The sequence below is a fragment of the Coraliomargarita sinensis genome, assembly GCF_003185655.1.
GTDB lineage: Bacteria > Verrucomicrobiota > Verrucomicrobiia > Opitutales > Coraliomargaritaceae > Coraliomargarita_B > Coraliomargarita_B sinensis.
Window position 1 is genome coordinate 48,355 of sequence record NZ_QHJQ01000008.1, and the last position, 17,066, is coordinate 65,420.

General features: G+C 56.2%; 13 protein-coding genes and 1 pseudogene. 13 read left to right on the forward strand and 1 reads right to left on the reverse strand.

The features are described 5' to 3' along the window. Positions 1–91: 91 nt before the first annotated feature. Positions 92–2,158: a CBM96 family carbohydrate-binding protein gene (locus tag DDZ13_RS11105; protein WP_110131525.1), complete on the forward strand. Its 2,067-nt coding sequence runs from the start codon at positions 92–94 to the stop codon at positions 2,156–2,158. A gap of 109 nt (positions 2,159–2,267) precedes the next feature. Then, positions 2,268–3,143: an alpha/beta hydrolase gene (locus tag DDZ13_RS11110; RefSeq protein ID WP_110131526.1), complete on the forward strand. Its 876-nt coding sequence runs from the start codon at positions 2,268–2,270 to the stop codon at positions 3,141–3,143. A gap of 205 nt (positions 3,144–3,348) precedes the next feature. Here the strand turns inward: DDZ13_RS11110 and DDZ13_RS11120 are convergent, their stop codons facing one another. Next, positions 3,349–4,881 carry a sialate O-acetylesterase gene (locus DDZ13_RS11120; protein WP_199221107.1) on the reverse strand — a complete coding sequence of 511 codons (1,533 nt, stop codon included), beginning with the start codon at positions 4,879–4,881 and terminating at the stop codon, positions 3,349–3,351. Positions 4,882–5,187: 306 nt separating this feature from the next. On the opposite strand from DDZ13_RS11120, the gene DDZ13_RS11125 reads away from it, so the two are divergent. The 11 genes and pseudogenes from DDZ13_RS11125 (at position 5,188) to DDZ13_RS11175 (ending at position 17,051) form a co-directional block, all read left to right on the forward strand. Further along, the gene (locus DDZ13_RS11125; RefSeq protein ID WP_110131528.1) at positions 5,188–6,570 is read left to right on the forward strand and encodes a sulfatase; all 1,383 of its coding nucleotides are present in this window, start codon (positions 5,188–5,190) and stop codon (positions 6,568–6,570) included. Positions 6,571–6,663: 93 nt separating this feature from the next. Next, entirely contained in the window at positions 6,664–7,260 is a 597-nt protein-coding gene (locus DDZ13_RS11130) for a LamG domain-containing protein (protein WP_233246146.1), read from the forward strand. Positions 7,261–7,302: 42 nt separating this feature from the next. Next, positions 7,303–8,394, forward strand: coding sequence for a metallophosphoesterase family protein (locus DDZ13_RS11135; RefSeq protein ID WP_110131530.1), 1,092 nt, complete (start codon positions 7,303–7,305; stop codon positions 8,392–8,394). 167 nt (positions 8,395–8,561) lie between these two features. Continuing rightward, on the forward strand, positions 8,562–9,929 hold the full coding sequence (locus DDZ13_RS11140; RefSeq protein ID WP_199221108.1) for an arylsulfatase: 1,368 nt from the start codon (positions 8,562–8,564) through the stop codon (positions 9,927–9,929). Between the two features lie 178 nt (positions 9,930–10,107). Beyond that, complete coding sequence (locus tag DDZ13_RS11145) at positions 10,108–10,917, forward strand: hypothetical protein (RefSeq protein WP_110131532.1); 810 nt, start codon at positions 10,108–10,110, stop codon at positions 10,915–10,917. Positions 10,918–10,921: 4 nt separating this feature from the next. Then, positions 10,922–12,448 carry a sulfatase gene (locus DDZ13_RS11150; protein ID WP_110131533.1) on the forward strand — a complete coding sequence of 509 codons (1,527 nt, stop codon included), beginning with the start codon at positions 10,922–10,924 and terminating at the stop codon, positions 12,446–12,448. A gap of 29 nt (positions 12,449–12,477) precedes the next feature. Next, positions 12,478–13,497 carry an NAD(P)-dependent oxidoreductase gene (locus DDZ13_RS11155; protein WP_110131534.1) on the forward strand — a complete coding sequence of 340 codons (1,020 nt, stop codon included), beginning with the start codon at positions 12,478–12,480 and terminating at the stop codon, positions 13,495–13,497. 79 nt (positions 13,498–13,576) lie between these two features. Next, positions 13,577–14,374, forward strand: a complete 798-nt coding sequence (locus tag DDZ13_RS11160) for a DUF1961 family protein (RefSeq protein ID WP_110131535.1) — start codon at positions 13,577–13,579, stop codon at positions 14,372–14,374. Positions 14,375–14,710: 336 nt separating this feature from the next. Further along, entirely contained in the window at positions 14,711–16,108 is a 1,398-nt protein-coding gene (locus DDZ13_RS11165; RefSeq protein ID WP_158279899.1) for a sulfatase, read from the forward strand. A 120-nt stretch (positions 16,109–16,228) separates the two neighbouring features. Further along, a pseudogene (locus DDZ13_RS11170) lies at positions 16,229–16,664 on the forward strand (integrase core domain-containing protein); the annotation flags it as partial. Between the two features lie 33 nt (positions 16,665–16,697). Then, a complete protein-coding gene (locus DDZ13_RS11175; protein WP_110131538.1) occupies positions 16,698–17,051 on the forward strand; it encodes an alkaline phosphatase family protein in 354 nt (117 codons plus the stop codon). Positions 17,052–17,066 lie beyond the last annotated feature (15 nt).

Below are 17,066 nucleotides of genomic sequence, written 5' to 3' on the forward strand. Positions count from 1 at the left end.
GAAACGAGGGTGAGAGACATGATCGTTGCTTTTCACCGGAATCATGGTACGGAAAATTTGACAGTTTTTAATAATAATCAACAAAAGCACGATGCGTTTGAATGACTTGATTCTTCTGGTCGGTTTGATTTGTTCCTGTTGCTCTTTTGGTGCCCAGCAATATTCCGAGCTTTGGGGTAAAGCGGGGGAAAATTGGGATACAAAAAACAGCCGTCTGAGTGATTTTACGAACGTCGGCTACATGAAGGGGGAGGAGCCCATCCCTGATTGGCCGGTCGGGGTCAATGTTCAGGATTTCGGGGCAATCCCCGGTGATGATAAAGACGATTCCCAGGCCTTCATCGATGCGATCGCCGCTTGTCCGGAAAAGCACGCTGTCCTGGTGCCGAAGGGGCGTTATATTATCCTGCAGCGGATACAGCCGGATCGGGACTATTTTGTCCTGCGCGGTGAAAATATGTATGAAAGCGTTCTCTTTTTTCCCAGATATCTCAACGAAGTAGAAATTCAGGAGATCGGGTATGATGCGAATAACAAAAACAAGCGTCACACCGGGGCACCGAAAGGCTTCTTTCGGGTGGAGGAGGGCACCCATCGCAGCGTGGAGAATTTAACCTTTGAGTTTCGCGAGCAGATCAAACGCGGGCACTGGGAGCACAAGGGGGCGTCCGCCGTGTTTTATGGAAGGAATGCGAAGGACAGTTGGGTGAGGAACGTCATCTTTCGCAACACTGATAATACCACAAATATTTCGGGATCCTATATCTCTTTCATCAATATCATCTTCGACCACTTTATCGGTCGTCCGGACATTGTGGGGAGTGGTGGCAGGAACGGCTGGGTCGGCCACATCGGCATCGGAATGAACGGGGCCAGCCACTGCCTCTTCCATCATCTATTTTTCAAAGGTAAATTTTTCCACGATGTTGATATCATCAATGTTCCGAGTCATAATGTGGTATCGAATGTTTATGGGCACGATATATTTCTTCACCATCACGGGCAGGGCGCGCGGAATAATCTCTACACGAACATCCACGTCGGGAAGGGCGGCGGCATCGGTGCTTTAAAGACCGGGGGCCGACAACGTTCCGAGAGCCACTGGCGCTTTGTCGGCGATGGTCCGCTTGACGAGGAAAAAATCGAATGGGGGAGTGAGATGGGGCATCTCTTTGTCGGCTACGACGTGCCGGTCGACAGTATCGACACGCCCGGCTTCTACCATGAGCGCATCGATCCGGCTCAGCTCGAGCCGAAAAACATCTACTTGGCTCAGTTGGAAAAACTCGGCAAACCGCTGCCCGAAGGACTGCCGCCGCCTCCGCCTGTGAAAGCGCTGGAAAAAGTGGTCCGCATCAATCCGGTGGACGACAACCAGACGGACGGAAGGAACCCCGACACGGTTGTCGAATCTGGGGAAAAGAACAGCCTGAGCCTCTTCGGTAGCTACCTCAAGTTTGACTTGAGCGGGCTCGACCTCCGTTCCGTGCAGCGGGCGCGGCTGCGCATCACCGTCGCCAGGCTGAACCGACCCCCGGTGGAAATTGGGGTCCACTCTGTGGCGGATGACAGCTGGAGCGAGAGCAGCTTGACCGAGATCAACAAGCCCGAAACGGGCGAGGTCCTGGATTCAGTCTCATTCGATTACGATGCGAGGAACCTTACTTTTGAATTTGATGTGAGCGATTTCGTCAAAGCCCAATGGTCCGGCGATAAGCTGGTATCGCTTTACATAAATAGAGTCTCCGGGAACGGTTTTCCCAGTTGGTATTACTCCAGCGAGAGCGGCTCCGCACCACAGCTTATTATCGAGCAGGTGAAAGATCCCGTTCCAGGTCCTCCATCCGCGCCGAAGCATCTCCGCACGGAGAGTTTGGTGGGGAATGTCCGGCTGGACTGGGACGATAACCCGGAGGTGGATGTGGCGACCTACAAGGTCTACCGCACCACGAAGCCAGAGGAGCCGGGGAGTTTCGGCATCCCGGTCGGCGAGGGGCTGATCGATAGCGAGTTCGTGGATATCCAGGACAGCCACGACGGTGGCTGGGATGTGGGCATGCTTCGCAACGATACCGAATACTATTACCAGGTCACGGCCGTCGATAAAAACGGGAACGAGTCCAAGCCGAGTCGGCTCATCCCTGCCACGCCGCATTAAGAAAATCCATAATGAACGTTCTCTCTGGCCAGCATAGCCTCGTTTTTTAAGTCCTTCATCAACGTGTATTAACTTTAATGAATGGTTCACGAATTATTCAATTTTTCTCATGCGCCATCTGGTATTATTCATTGTTCTGTTTCTCCCGTTGTTTGCTCAAGGCAGCGCCTGGAAAAAGTCCGCCTCGTTTGCGCCGGATGACGAAGTGGTTTACCGGACAATCGAAGGGCAGTTCCTGAAGCTGCACATGTTCTATCCGGAAGGGGGCAAGCCGGCTACGGCCCGTCCCGCGATCGTCTTCTTCCACGGTGGGGGCTTCTCCAAGGGAAATCCCGGAGCCTTCTTTTACGCCTGCGATTATTTTTCGAGCCGGGGCATGGTGGCCGTTTCGGCCCAGTATCGTCTCCGCAACAAAGCGAAAGGTTACACCCGGCAGACTTGCCTAAAGGATGCCAAAAGCGCGATGCGTTACATTCGTCAAGATGCGGAAAGCCTGGGGATCGATCCGGACAAGCTCGCCGCTGCGGGGGGCTCGGCCGGCGGTCATCTGGCCGCGGCACTGGCGACGTCGACCCTTATCAATAACGACGGCGACGACCTGAGCGTCTCGACGGTTCCCGATGCAATCGTCCTCTTCAATCCCATTCTTGGCATGCGGCTGAACCGCCTGATCGATGAATCGATTGCCAAAGACTTCAGCCCTTACCACAACGCTCATACCGGTATCCCGCCCACGCTGGCGATGTGGGGCGATGACGACAAATTCATGTCCGTCGAACAGATCGGCCAATACAAGTCGAAGCTTGAAGAGCTCGGCGTCGGCATTGAGGTGGAAGTCTATCCCGGGCAGCGACACTCTTTCTTTGACAACAGCAGGGAGTGGGTGGTGACCACGCTCAGCAGGATGGATCGCTTTCTCCAGTCGCGCGGGTTTCTGCAGGGACCCGCTGGGGTTGAGACCTGGGCGGACGAATTAGGTCGTTAGAAGCCGGAGAAAGATCTTCGCAGCGGTAGTAGCTGTGGGACCGTAGGGGCTCCGCTTGCGGATGTCCGCAGCGCCGTACAGACGATGCTTCGCTTTGTCCTCGAGCTGCGGCTTCTGGACGAAGCCGTGGCATCCGCAAGCAGAGCCTCTACGAAGCGTGATCAGGAGCGGGTTGAATGCATGCTTTTGGCTCAACTTTGTCAGCTTATGGCTTAAAATCGTCTGTCCGAAAAGGGTAGGCGGGTAAGCCCGCGCCGTTGACGAGGTTGACCTCGGGTTTTCCGGCAAAGGCATAACGTACGTAGCGTGGGATTTGTATCTCATCCGAATGCAAAACGACGGTTTCGCCATCCAGTTCAGCTTCAGCGGGAACCCAGACCCTCGACTCGTCCGCGATCCAGAATCCGGTGGGCGGCCCAGCGTCCGTTGTCGTCAAGCCCTTGGCATGATCGAAGTGCACGAGCAGACGATCCTCTTTCACCTCGACCGCTTGCATTTCCGGTCCCTCGGCTTCGACCGCTTCGTCCAGGGTATCCCGCCGAGCCAGCAAAGCCAGGCGCCGACCGACCGGTAATTTATCCTTCGGGTGGATGTTCCTGAGATCCCCCAGGTCGATGGTGTTGACCACCGAAGTGTGGGGCAGTTCCAGCGCTTTGAGCTGGGCCTCCCGCATCCATGCCCAAGAGTGAGTCGCCGGATGTTCGGCACCGAGTTGCGGGCCGCTTTCCAGCGGTTTGAAGTAGCCGGGCAGCATCACCACCATGAAGTGCAGGTCCGCTCGTCCCCATTCCTGTCGGTAGCGCCGGATCCAAGCCTTCAGTGTCGGCCCGTATTTCAGCATCCCGGAGTTACGGGCATACCACGGCTCATCCAGCATCCCCTGCATGGACTGAGTGTTGCGCTCGCCCTGATACCAGACCAGCCCCCGGCAGGCGTAGGGCACCAGCGGGTGCATCATGGCATTGTAGAGAATGTTCGGCTGGCGGCGCAGAAAGATATCGTCCCGCTTCGGCCACGGGCGGGGACCGTCGAGGATCGATTGTATGCGCTCTAGCGTCCCGGTATCCGCATCGAATTCCTCCATGATGGTTTTGAAGTGGGGCACGGTATCGGTCATATCTCGGGGCATCCAAGCTTCGATCGAGGAACTGCCCCAAGATGTGAGAATGATGCCAATCGGCACGTCGATGGCCTCTTCCAGACAGTAAGCGAATGCAAGCGCGACCGCACTGTCCGGAGCTTGCGTCACCCACTTGCCCCGACAGTCGTTTTTTTCGGCCACGGCGACAGTGTTTTTGACTTCAAAGCTGCGGACGTTTTCGACCGACGGACGAAGGGCATCCACCTCCGGGGCAAACTTCACCCGCATCTGCATGTTGGATTGTCCCGAGCAAATCCAGACTTCGCCCACGACAATGTTGCGGAAACGAATCTCGGGCTCGTTCCCGTTCCGCAGGATCATGTCACGAGGGTCACTCGTGGCTGGTATCGGTTCCAGATGAACCCTCCACTCACCGCTTGCATCGGCCCGTGTCTGCATCTTCTGATCGCCGAACTCCACTGAGATAGGTGACCCCGGTGCGGCACGGCCCCAGATCGGCACCGGCATGTCGCGCTGGAGCACGGCGTTGTCGCTAAAGAGAGGTGCCGCGCGGAATGTTTCACCGGGGACGATACTCACGACGAAATTAAGGCACAGGATAGTGAAAATGCAGCGAGCGCGGCTGAAGGAGTTCATGATTGTGTTTTAACTGGTCAGGGTCGGATTGGTAGCTGAAAAAAGCGTCGTATTTGTCAGCCCATCTTATGCAGGGATCTGTGGGCATGCATTCAGTCACTCGTAAAACCTGGCGGTTGGCGATTCGTTCTTGAATTTATTAATAAATATCAGTTTTCATAGTTGAATTAGACCTGATGCATAAAATCAATCATTGAAACCATGACGCACTATTGTTCCGGGCCTTGCGTTGACCCATTCATCCCTAGAAAACCTCACCCTTAAACACAGCTTGAAGGCCGGTTCCGGTCGGCTATTGCTTTCTCCATGAGATATTTTTTCCAACTGTTGGGTGCTTTGATCCTGACCCAAGTCTCTTTTGCCGGGACTCCTCCGAATGTCGTTCATATCGTGGCCGACGATTTGGGCGTGATGGATGTGGGTTTCATGGGGGATGAGCGTTACCACACCCCCAACCTGGACCGGCTGGCTTCCCAGAGCATGGTCTTTACGGAGGCCTATGCCCCGGCGGCCAATTGCGCGCCCAGCCGGGCCTGTGTTATGACCGGTCAGAATCCGACCTTCCACGGGGTTTATACGGTCGGAAGTTCCGAGCGGGGTCGGGCCAGCACGCGCAAAATCATTCCCACCCCGAATAGGCGTTACCTGTCCGACGAACATGTTCTGTTGACCGAGGTCTTTCAGCGGCAGGGTTATACGACCGCCTCGGTCGGGAAGTGGCACCTCGGGAAAGATCCCACGGCGCAGGGAGTCGAGATCAATATCGCGGGAACGCAAGGAGGCAGCCCCGGGAGAGGCGGCTACTTCAGCCCCTACCACAACCCGAACTTGCCCGACGGACCCGAAGGCGAGTATCTCACCGACCGCATGGGTGCTGAAGCGGTCCGGATCATCAAGAAACACAAGGACGAACCCTTCTTTCTCTACCTGCCCTTCTTCTCGGTGCACACGCCGATCCAGGGGAAACCCGAGCTGGTCGCCAAATACGCCGACCGCGACGACGTGCACCCGGAATACGCCGCCATGGTCGAAAGCCTCGACCAAAACGTCGGCCGTGTGCTGGATACGCTCGACCGGCTCAAGCTCGCCGATAACACGATCGTCGTCTTCACCTCCGACAACGGCGGCATCCGTGACTTTTCGCCGCAGGATCCTTACCGAGCCGGCAAAGGATCCTACTACGAGGGCGGAGTCCGCGTGCCATTAACCGTTCGCTGGCCGGGTGTGGTGGCACCGGGCACGACGTCGGATGTCCCGGTCACCGGTCTCGATTTTTATCCCACCTATCTCGATATCCTGGGCCTCGATGCGGGCAAACCGCTCGACGGAGAAAGTCTGCTTGGCCTGCTCAAGGGAGCAAACACGCTCAACAAGCGACCGCTCGTCTGGCACTTCCCGATCTACCTGCAGGCCTACAACCCAGAGACGGACGACGGGCGGGACCCCTTGTTCCGCACCCGGCCCGGATCGACCCTACGCTATGGCAAATGGAAGCTGCATCACTACTTCGAGGACATGGCCTACGAACTCTACGATCTCGAAGCAGACATCGGCGAGCAGAAGAACCTTGCGGATAAGATGCCCGAAAAACTAGCCGAACTGACCGCCATGCTCGAGCGCTGGCGTGAAACCTACAACGCGCCGGTGCCGACGCAACCGAACCCTATCTGGTCTCAAAATACGCTCTAGCATATACCAAATCCAAGGATGCATTCGATTTTAAATAGACTGTTTTTCATTTCGCTTTTTGCGTTGTTCACTGGCTGTCAATCTTCCCGAAATTTGAAGGATGGAGAGACTGTGATCCTCCTCGCCGACCTCTTGGACTCGCCCCTTGAAGGCGTCAGCTTCTCCGGCGAGCCGCAGCGTATCGTCGACCCCAAGGTCGGTCCGGCCGTGCTCTTCGACGGCGTGAACGATGCTATTTTCGTGGAGCAAAATCCGCTGGCGGGCCTGACGGAATTTACGGTCGAGATTATCTTTCGCCCCGATGCCGGCGGGTCGGACGAGCCGCGGTTTTTCCACGTTGGCACGGTCAGTAAGGATCGCATGATGGTCGAGACCCGGAACGCGGAAGGCACCTGGGCGCTGGACAGCTTCTTCCGTCACGGCGAGGACTACCTCGTCTTGCTCGATAACGACAAGCGCCACCCGCTGGGCGAATGGGCGCATCTCGCCATCGTGATGAACGACGGCGTGGTGCGGAATTATGTGAACGGGCAACTCGAACTGGAGGGCGAACTGGAATTTCAGCCCATCGATAGCGGCGGCATGTCCATCGGCGTGCGCATGAACAAAGTGCACTGGTTCAAAGGCGCGATCCACTCGATTCGGATAAAGCCGAGAACTCTGGCACCTTCAGCCTTTACCCTACGTTGAAAGGCTGGCTTGTTTAATTTTTCGCACTAGATAGTATTTATTATGAGATTACGATTATTCCTTCTTCCTGCTTTGCTGGCGTCCTTTGTGACCTTGTCCGGATGTTCGAATGGTGACGCCGCTTCGGATAACGAAGTGATCCGCTTCACCAGCGCGCCGGATATCTTCAACTGGAACATTAGTAATCCGCAGCCCGGGTGGGAAGATGCGCTCGACTGGTATTTCACCCGTCTGAAAACGGAGGGCCCCGACTTTCATCTCAACGCCGGGGACATCATGGATGCTCGTTGGTGGGACAACCCGAAGCAGGTCCGGATCAAAACCGAGGAGTATTGGGGCGGCTTTCTCAAACGCTACGAGAAATACGGCCTGAATATATATGTCGCTCCCGGCGACCATGAATACGGCGATGATGGCGGCCTGAAGCGAGACCACATTGCGCGGGCGTTCGGTGAAGAATTTACCCGCCAAATGGGCATGCCCGAAAACGGGCCAGAGGAGCACCTGGGACGGGCATTTTGGGCACGGCATGGCGATTTGCTCGTCGTCACACTCGACACCTTTGTGGATCGTGGCGAAGGCGTGCCCTTTGGCTATACGGTAGGCGAAGCCCAGCTCGAATGGGTGGATCGAGTTCTTTCTGATCACGCCGATGCGAACTATGTGATCGTGCAAGGGCACCTCCCGATTGTTGGGCCGGTGAACAGCAAAAATTCAAGTGCGAGCATGTTGGAGGAGGGGACTGACTCCGACCTATGGAAGACGATGGTGAAACACGGCGTCGATGTTTACCTCTGCGGGGAGCACCACCGCATTACAGTCCATCAGCAGGACGGCATTTGGCAGATTGTGCACGGGGCACTTTGGGGCACGCAGACGGATGTGAATTATCTCCGGGGGCTTCTCTCATCAAACAAGCTGACGCTCGAACTTCTTGAGTTCGATGTCGAATACGACGGGGGCTACATCGGCGATCACCCGCACCGAAGTCCCAAGAACAAACCGCGTGAGGTCGTCCGTATCTCAGATGGAACTTTAAAAGAAGGTCCGCGTTTGAGTGGTCGTCTGGTACTGGAGAAGTCCTCGGGTACAACGACGGTCAAAGAGGCGACCGGTTGGTTTGACCTCAGGTAATTGAAAGTAAATGATCAACATTTGAGGATGCCCTGGGTTGGGACAACTTTGTTTAACAGTGATCATCTAAAAGCCGTAACTCGATAATGCGTAGCAAACAGATTATAAGTTCTCTTGTTTCATTTGCACTCGTCGCTTCGACGGCTTGGTCGATGGCTAAACTGCCGATGTCTTTGGAGAGGAAGGCCGACCGCCCCCCCAATTTGATCTGGGTCATGGCCGACGACCTCGGGTGGGGCGAATTAGGCAGCTACGGTCAGGATGTGATCATGACCCCGGAACTCGACCGTATGGCCGACGAAGGCCTGCGCTTTACGCAGTATTATGCCGGAGCGACTGTCTGTGCTCCCTCGCGCTCGGTCCTCATCACCGGTCAGCATCACGGTCGCACGCGTGTGCGTGGCAATGCCGGTCGCAAACAAAGCCTGGCGATTCAAGCGCTTCAACCGGGCGACCCCAGTGTGGCGTCCGTTTTAAAGGAAGCTGGCTATCGCACGGCTTTGGTGGGCAAGTGGGGACTCGGTGATGTGGGTGAGGCCGAGATGGGGCTGCCCTCCAAACACGGTTTCGATGAATTCTTCGGTTACCTCAATCAGCGCCATGCTCACAACCACTTCACCGATTTTCTTTGGCGCAATGATGAGAAAATTCAGCTGCCCAATACGGTCGTTCCGGTCGGCGGTGACAGCGGTGCTGGCTACTCGACGGATCAGGTTTTGTTTGCCGGCGACCTTTTTGCCAATGAAGCCCTGAAATTTATATCCAAAAATCAGGACCACCCCTTTTTCCTCTACTGGAGCATGGTAATACCTCATGCCAACAACGAGCGCACCCGCGAACTCGGTGACGGGGCCAACGTGCCGGATTACGGGCCTTACGAAACGAAGGACTGGCCGAATCCGGATAAGGGACAGGCGGCCATGATAACTCGCATGGACAGCTATGTCGGGCGACTCATGGATCACCTGAAGCTCCTGGGGATCGAGGACAATACACTGGTCATTTTCACCAGCGACAACGGCCCGCACGACGAGAGTAACCATAATCTTGATCGCTTCGATCCCAACGGCCCTTACTCCGGTAAGAAGCGTGATTTGACTGACGGGGGAATTCGCGTGCCCTTCATTGCCTGGTGGCCCGGCACCGTAAAGCCGGGTGTGACGGACCACGCCGGTTACTTCGCTGACTGGTTGCCGACCGCTGCCGACTTGGCGGGCGTGGCGGTTGAAAGTGAGACGGACGGGATCAGCATCGCGCCGCTGCTCACTGGACAGCCCAAAAAGCAAAAAACGCACGACTTTATGTATTGGGAGTTTCCGCACTGGAAAGGCTTCAGGCAGGCCGCACTTTACGAGGGTCGCTGGAAAGGTCATCGCCGAGGCGGGCCTGATGCCCCGGTCAAACTCTACGATGTGGATAACGATCCCGCGGAAGAAAACGAAGTTTCCGACAAATATCCTGAGATCGCAGAAAAAATCGGCAGGTATCTCAAAACTGCGCGCAAGCCAGCAGAAAACTGGCCCGCGAAATGGTAGATCGAGATATTCCCGGTGGTCCCGCAAAGCGCGACCGGACTCGTCTTGCCCCTCATCGTAAAGCCAAGACTGTACAATATAGACGGCAAGCCGGATCCATTGGGCGCTTACTAAGTCTTTCGGTTGATTGATAATTATTATATTGAATCGGTTTTCAGACCCGGGCATAAGAGCAGGCATGCAATTCTTACCGATTTCCCTGGTCTGTCTGGGGGCTTTGCTCTTAATGGCCTGCCAGACGCAGAAAGCCGGTTTGCACGAAAAGCCGAAGCCGGATGCTCATATCCTTTTTGAGGATTCGATGGCCGATAACTGGGAGGAAAACTGGTTTCTTGATGGAAAACGGGCCACTCTCGAGCATCGGGAAGGAGGTTTGGCTTTCATTACTACGACCAGCGTAGTCGATAAACGCGTGGACCGGCTCCCCTTCGATGCCCACCATGCGATTCTCTGGACACGCCAAGAATTCGAAGGGGATATTCGTATCACCTATACCTACACAAGGCTGCCAGGCTGCAGTTGGCAGAAACTGATCTATGTTCAAGCCCAAGGCATTGGGGAAAATCCTTACGTTGAAGATATCTATGCCTGGCGGCGGCTCAGGGATATCGCTAGTATGGATAAGTATTTTAAATATATGGATTTGATCGCCCTGAGCCTGCGGGATCAAATCCGTTGTAAACGCTACCCCTGGATGGACATGAATGGCAACGATTTAGACAACGAATTTAAACCCCGGGGAGAAAACAAAGGTCTGCCGGACGGGCTTCCGCTGGATGTTGTGGTGGAAAAGCGCGAGAAATCAATCATGCTTCGTATCACTGATACGGTGACCGGAGAACCGGTTGTCGACCATACCTGGGATCTCACGGATGAGCAGGTAAACAAAAACCGAGAGCCTGTCTACATCGACAAAGGGCGGATCGGGATGCGCCAAATGGGTGGTCACAAAATGCTCCTGCGTAATTTCAAAGTCGAACGTCTTTAAAAACATGTCTTGCATATCCAATTACTCTGATCGGCTATTGTTGTTAGCCGCATTTCTTTTTCCGGTTCTGCTTTTTGCGGAGCGCCCCAACGTGCTTTTTATTGCCGTCGATGATCTACGCCCGGAGTTGGGGATTTACGGCTCGCGGGCCGTCACGCCGAATATTGACCGACTCGCGGAGTCCGGCCTCCAATTCAATCGCGCCTATTGTAACCAAGCGGTCTGCGGAGCCTCGCGCCTATCGCTCATGACCGGCCTGTACCCGGAGTATACTCAAGAGCGTAGCTTTCACGTTCGTGATTGGCGTCAACGCCACCCCGATCTCGTGACGATGAACCAGTTATTCAAACGAAACGGCTACGCTACGGTCGGGGTGGGGAAGATCTACCACGCTTGGGATGGCGCGGACACCGACCTCGACAACTGGGACCACTGGGTGCCTACGCAAGGCTCGAAATATGCCGACCCGGAAACAGTTGAACTGGGCAAGCAACAGGCAGCAGCCTTTGGCAAGGAGTTTAAACGCGGGCCTACAACAGAGGCAGGCAAAGCGGATGATGCGGCGGACCGATATTTTGACGGATTTCGTGTCGCTGCAGGTGTGCGCCAGCTCGGGAAGCTTGCTGGCGGGGACCAACCTTTCTTCCTGGCGGTGGGTTTCAGTAAGCCCCACCTGCCCTTCACGGCACCGGATGAGTTCTGGGATCTTTACGAACGGGATAGCTTTTCCATGCCTGATAATCTGGGAATCCCTCCCGGTTATCCCGAACATGCCGCGAATCAGCGCGCAGGCGAAATGCGGTACTACTCGGATGTGCCGCCCGCTTCAGACGGTAGCCCTGAGCCGAACCCGAAGGAGTTTTCCGAGGCAATGAACAAACGTTTGATCCATGGCTACCATGCCAGCGTAAGCTATACGGATTACAATGTTGGTAAGTTGCTGGACGCGCTTAAGGAGAGTGGGGCTGCTGAGAATACCATCGTCGTGCTGTGGGGCGATCATGGTTGGAAACTCGGTGACCACTCCTCTTGGTGTAAGCATACAAACTTCGAGTGCGACACGCGGGTGCCTCTGATCGTGGCGTGCCCGAAGCTCGGCACGGCTCGGGGCAAGACGAATGCTATTGTCGAACTGATTGATCTTTATCCGACTCTGGCTGAGCTCTGCGGTCTGCAGGCTCCGGCTCATTTGCAGGGCAAGTCGCTCGTGCCGATTCTGGAAAACCCCCGGTCGGCGCATCGGCGTTTCGCTTATTCTTCTTACCCGCGGCGTCCGCATGACGATATTATCGGGCATTCGATTCGTAGTGCGCGCTATCGTTACACCGAATGGTGGGATGCGGAAACGGACGAGGTGCTGGATCGTGTATTGACAGATCTGATACAAGACCCCGGCGAGACGACGAACGCGCTGCCGCAAAAGGGGGAGTTGGCGGACAAGTTTTCCGACAGTCTTAAGGTCATCGTGAAGCAGGCCCGCACTTTGCCGCACAAACACACGGATGATGGAGCTGACCTATGCTGCCCCTGAAAGCCGCAGGAATGTAGAAAAATAATTTCATGAATAAACAAAAACTACTCATTGCGCTCACCGAGGACGAAAAGAAGGACTTCCTGCCGCCGAAGGTTCTGGAAAAGCTTGAAGCCCTGCCTTTGGAAATCGAATGGCTGGCATTGCCGCTCGAATCGACGGAGGAATGGCCCGGCATCCTCGCCGATAAAAAGCCCGATGCCCTGATGGCGGCCTGGGCCTGCCCGCGCCTGCCGGATGATTTGGCGGTCGGGGAAGGCGGCTTACAATACGTCAGCTATCTCGCCGGCAGCATCCGCAAGCTGGTGCCGCGCGAGCTATTGGTCCAGGGCCTGCAGGTGACAAACTGGGGCAACTCCATCAGTCGGACCATCTCGGAGTGCGCACTTCTGCTCACGCTTTCGGCCATGCGCCGCGCGTCCTACTGGTCGGTGGCCATGCACCGTGACGGTGGCTGGAAGCAGGGACTGCAAACGGTGACACAAAGCCTCTTCGAGCGGCGTGTCGGCATCCACGGTTTTGGCAACATCGCTCAGCAGATGGTGCCGCTCTTTAAACCTTTTGGCGTCGAAATCTCCGCTTTCTCACCGTCCGTTCCGGATGCAATTTTTGAAGAACTTGGCGTGGCCCGTTGCAACTCGCTGGAAGCTCTCTTCTCGCAGAACGATGTCATCATCGAACTGGCGGCCTACCACGAGCGGAACCACCACATCGTCACCGAGGACTTGCTTCGTTCCATCCCGTCGGGTGGCGCCTTTATCAATATCGGCCGCGGTGCGGTGGTGGACGAGGCCGCCATGATCCGGGTGGCTAAAGACCGGCCCGATGACCTCCAGTTCGCCCTGGATGTCTATGAGAAGGAGCCGCTGGCTCAGGACTCTCCACTGCGTGGTCTGTCCAACGTGGCGCTGCTCCCGCACATCGCCGGCCCGACCAAGGACCGCCGCTGCGACAGCACGCTGATCGCCCTCGAAAACCTCGCGCGCCTCGCCGAAGGCAAAGCTATCGAGGCTGCTATTACCCCCGAGCAATTCGACCGGGCCACTTGATGGCTGTTCGAGTTCCAGAACGTTTCCAGTATTATTGCCAGTCCTATTCATGTAAAGGAAATGACCTGAACGCACTTTTATGAAAGTCCTTAATAATCTCCTCCCGGCCTTCATGGCCCTCTCGCTCACAGCCTGCGCGTCCAGTGAGCCGGCCGCCAAGTCATCCGAGCAACTGGCCTTTGAGCAGGCGGATCAGCGTGACTGGGCGAGTGTCTTTACCGATCTCTGCACCGGTGACTGGACCGAGCAGTGGTTCCTCGACGGTGAGGTCGGCACCGTCACCACCAACAAGAATGGCATGAAACTGCAGGCGGGCCCCGAGTGGAAGAATGACGCCCACCACATGGTGCTCTGGACCAAGGAATCTTTTGAAGGGGATTTGAAGATCGAATATGATTTTACCCGGACCGAGACGGATGGGTGGGGCGTCATCATCATTTACATCCAGGCCACTGGCAGTGGGGCCGAGGGATTCCCAAAGGACATCACCGAATGGAACGACTATCGGCGCGTGCCCAAGATGAGTAAATACTTTCGGGGCATGAACACCTACCACATCAGTTACGCCACCAGCTATATTCGGGGACGCCGCTACATGCCGCTGACCGGTCGCATGAACGGCCACTCTGAGATGGTCCCCGATTACACCGAGAACCAGGGGCCGGAGAATATCTTTGAACCCGGTGTGACCTACCGCATGACCATCATCAAAACGGACCGGGTGATTTATATAAAGGCGGCCAGTGAGCACCAGACGCGTTATTTCAAACTGACCAACGAGAAATACCCCATTATTACAGAAGGCCGCATCGGCTTGCGACACATGTATACCCGGGCGGCCCGCTATAAAAACTTTTCGGTCAGTGTGCCTAAATAACCAGAGCCAATTTTACTTGATGCCAAAAATCAATTCAACCACCCGTTCCGCTTGAGACCACGGAGGCACGGAGAAAATACTCCGTGTACTCTGTGATCTCCAACGGCCCCGCCCCGCGGAGAGTGGGTGGTATCAATCCTATTATAGGTTATGAAAACCAGTCTTTTTTTCGGTAAACCCTGCTGTCAGGCTTGGTATCACATTTCAAGGTGGCGTGTCCGCTCGACGGACGCTCCGACCCAGTGCGAATCAGACCTGCCAGGCGCTCGCAAGCGAGCACGCCACGAGCGATGGCTTCTCTCTAAGCTTATTGGCACATCCCTTGGGGGTATCCTCTTGCTGGCTTCTGTCGGCACTGCTGCACCCGCTTCGGCTGCCTACCAACGGCCTAATATTCTCTTTCTGTGCATTGACGATCTCGCCCCACAGCTTGGGGCTTACGGGGCAGCGCAGGTCAAGAGCCCGCATATGGACCGGTTGGCGGAAGCGGGGCTGCGCTTTGACCGGGCCTACTGTCAGGTCCCCGTCTGCGGGGCCTCCCGGGTCAGCCTGATGACCGGCATGCTGCCCACTTCGGAGCGTTTTACCAACTACCGCAGCAAGGCGGACGAGGATGTGCCCCATGCGCCGACCCTGCCCGAGGTCTTTCGCAAGGCGGGCTATACCACCATTTCCAATGGCAAAGTCTTCCATTCCCAGTCTGACACCGCCGAGCGCAGTTGGAGCGAACCGCCCTGGCGGCCGGAAGGCTGGCGCTCCCGCACGCCCGCTATGGAGTCGACCATGGCCCGGCTTTCCGAGCGGGGGCGTGGCTTGATTTACGAAATCGGGGAGGTGCCGGATTCGGAATATACGGACGGGCGGATCGCGGCCCGCACGATCGAAGACCTGCAGCGCCTCAAGGACGCGGGTGAACCGTTCATGCTCTTCTGTGGCTTTTATCGACCCCACCTCCCGTTCTACGCCCCGAAAAAGTATTGGGACCTCTACGACCGCGAGTCCATCGAACTGGCTGACAACCGCTATTTCCCGCGCGGTGCGCCCCACGGCGACCTCCGCGGAAGTGAGGAATTCTGGGCCTACCATCACGGCGACTACGATGTCGGCTCGGATGCCTTCCACCGCATGATGCGGCACGGTTATCTGGCCAGCGTCAGCTATGTCGACCAACTGGTCGGCAATGTCATGGCCGAGTTGGAGCGACTGGGGCTGCGCCAGAACACCATCATCGTTCTTTGGGGCGACCACGGCTTCCACCTGGGCGAGCATGACTTCTGGGGGAAGCACAACACCATGCACCTATCGACGCGCGTACCGCTCATCCTCTCCCTGCCCAATAAGCAATTGACCAGCACTTCGGCGCTGGTCGAGTCCTCGGATCTCTTCCCCACGCTCTGCGAACTGGCGGGGGTCGCGATCCCGGATACCGTGCAGGGCAAGAGCCTGGTGCCCCTGCTGAAGAATCCCGGGCAGAACTTCCGGGAAGCCGCCTACAGCCGCTTTGGAGTGGAACGTCCCGGCCTCGCCGTGATCACCGAGCGCTACAACTACACCTGGTATGCCAAAAGCGGGGCGGAGATGCTTTACGATCTGGAAAAGGATCCGGGTGAGAATCGCAATGTGGCGGGCGATCCAGCTTATGCCGAGGCTTTGAAGGAAATGCGTGCCTTATTGGTCAAGCGGCGGGCCGAGGCGGGAGGGCCGCAGCAGGGGGCACCGAAAGAAGGCAAGTAAGGGGCTATTATTTTCTTTAACGAGCTAATCGTTGGCTTTCTGCACGACAGCACCAGCTCGGGACGAAAGCTCCGGATCCTTAACGTCGTGGACGACTACACCCGGGAAGCTCTCTGGATGGAAGTCTCCACCTCCATTAGCGGCCAGCATGTCACCCGTGTGGCTGGACCGGCTTATCGAACTACGGGGCAAACCAAAGAACCTACTCACCGACAATGGACCCGAGTTCGCGGGAACCGCACTCGATGCCTGGACCTACGAAAGGAAAATCAACCATCAGTTTATCCAGCCGGGTAAACCTAACCAGAACGCCTATGTCGAAAGCTTCAACGGCAAGGTCCGCGACGAGTGCTTGAACGAGCACTGGTGGCGTAATATCGACCATGTCCAAAACAAGATCGAACGCTGGAGGGAGGATTACAATCAGGTCCGTCCTCACAGCTCACTGAACAACCAAACGCCTGCGGCCTTCGCGGAAAAATCGCGCGCCCCCCCCCCTAGGGGGGCAAGGAGGCACGAACAGGCTTGCAACCACACAACCACAACTAGAACCTAAACCATCAGTTCTCTCATTTTAGCCGGGACTAACTTGGGGGGCAGGTCGCCCGAGAATTATGAATCGGACGGTGAGGACAGAAGTGCTGTCCTGAAGGGCCAGCATGTGCAACGTTCCAAGCCGATCTTCTGGTATTGGCCCAATGCCAGCGATGGCACCAACTGGGCCTATGCGGCGGTCCGTTCCGGTCCCTGGAAGTTGCTCCGGGATGCCTCCGGCGACCGGATTGAGTTGTACGACGTAGCCGAAGACCGTGCGGAAAGAAATAATTTGGCGGCTGAAAATCCGGAGAAGGTGGAAGCCTTGCGAGAGCGGCTGTCTGAGTGGCTTTCGGAATTGCCTGAGCGGCCGAATCCGGATTGTTTCTCCAATCTGCGTGAGCGTTAAAACTTATATCTAATT

Excerpts from the sequence above, each read along its gene's own strand:
- DDZ13_RS11125 (WP_110131528.1), top strand. The coding sequence starts at position 5,188 with ATGAGATATTTTTTCCAACTGTTGGGTGCTTTGATCCTGACCCAAGTC.
- DDZ13_RS11140 (WP_199221108.1), top strand. The coding sequence starts at position 8,562 with ATGTCTTTGGAGAGGAAGGCCGACCGCCCCCCCAATTTGATCTGGGTC.
- DDZ13_RS11105 (WP_110131525.1), top strand. The coding sequence starts at position 92 with ATGCGTTTGAATGACTTGATTCTTCTGGTCGGTTTGATTTGTTCCTGT.
- DDZ13_RS11120 (WP_199221107.1), bottom strand. The coding sequence starts at position 4,881 with ATGAACTCCTTCAGCCGCGCTCGCTGCATTTTCACTATCCTGTGCCTT.
- DDZ13_RS11155 (WP_110131534.1), top strand. The coding sequence starts at position 12,478 with ATGAATAAACAAAAACTACTCATTGCGCTCACCGAGGACGAAAAGAAG.
- DDZ13_RS11150 (WP_110131533.1), top strand. The coding sequence starts at position 10,922 with ATGTCTTGCATATCCAATTACTCTGATCGGCTATTGTTGTTAGCCGCA.
- DDZ13_RS11135 (WP_110131530.1), top strand. The coding sequence starts at position 7,303 with ATGAGATTACGATTATTCCTTCTTCCTGCTTTGCTGGCGTCCTTTGTG.
- DDZ13_RS11110 (WP_110131526.1), top strand. The coding sequence starts at position 2,268 with ATGCGCCATCTGGTATTATTCATTGTTCTGTTTCTCCCGTTGTTTGCT.
- DDZ13_RS11145 (WP_110131532.1), top strand. The coding sequence starts at position 10,108 with ATGCAATTCTTACCGATTTCCCTGGTCTGTCTGGGGGCTTTGCTCTTA.
- DDZ13_RS11160 (WP_110131535.1), top strand. The coding sequence starts at position 13,577 with ATGAAAGTCCTTAATAATCTCCTCCCGGCCTTCATGGCCCTCTCGCTC.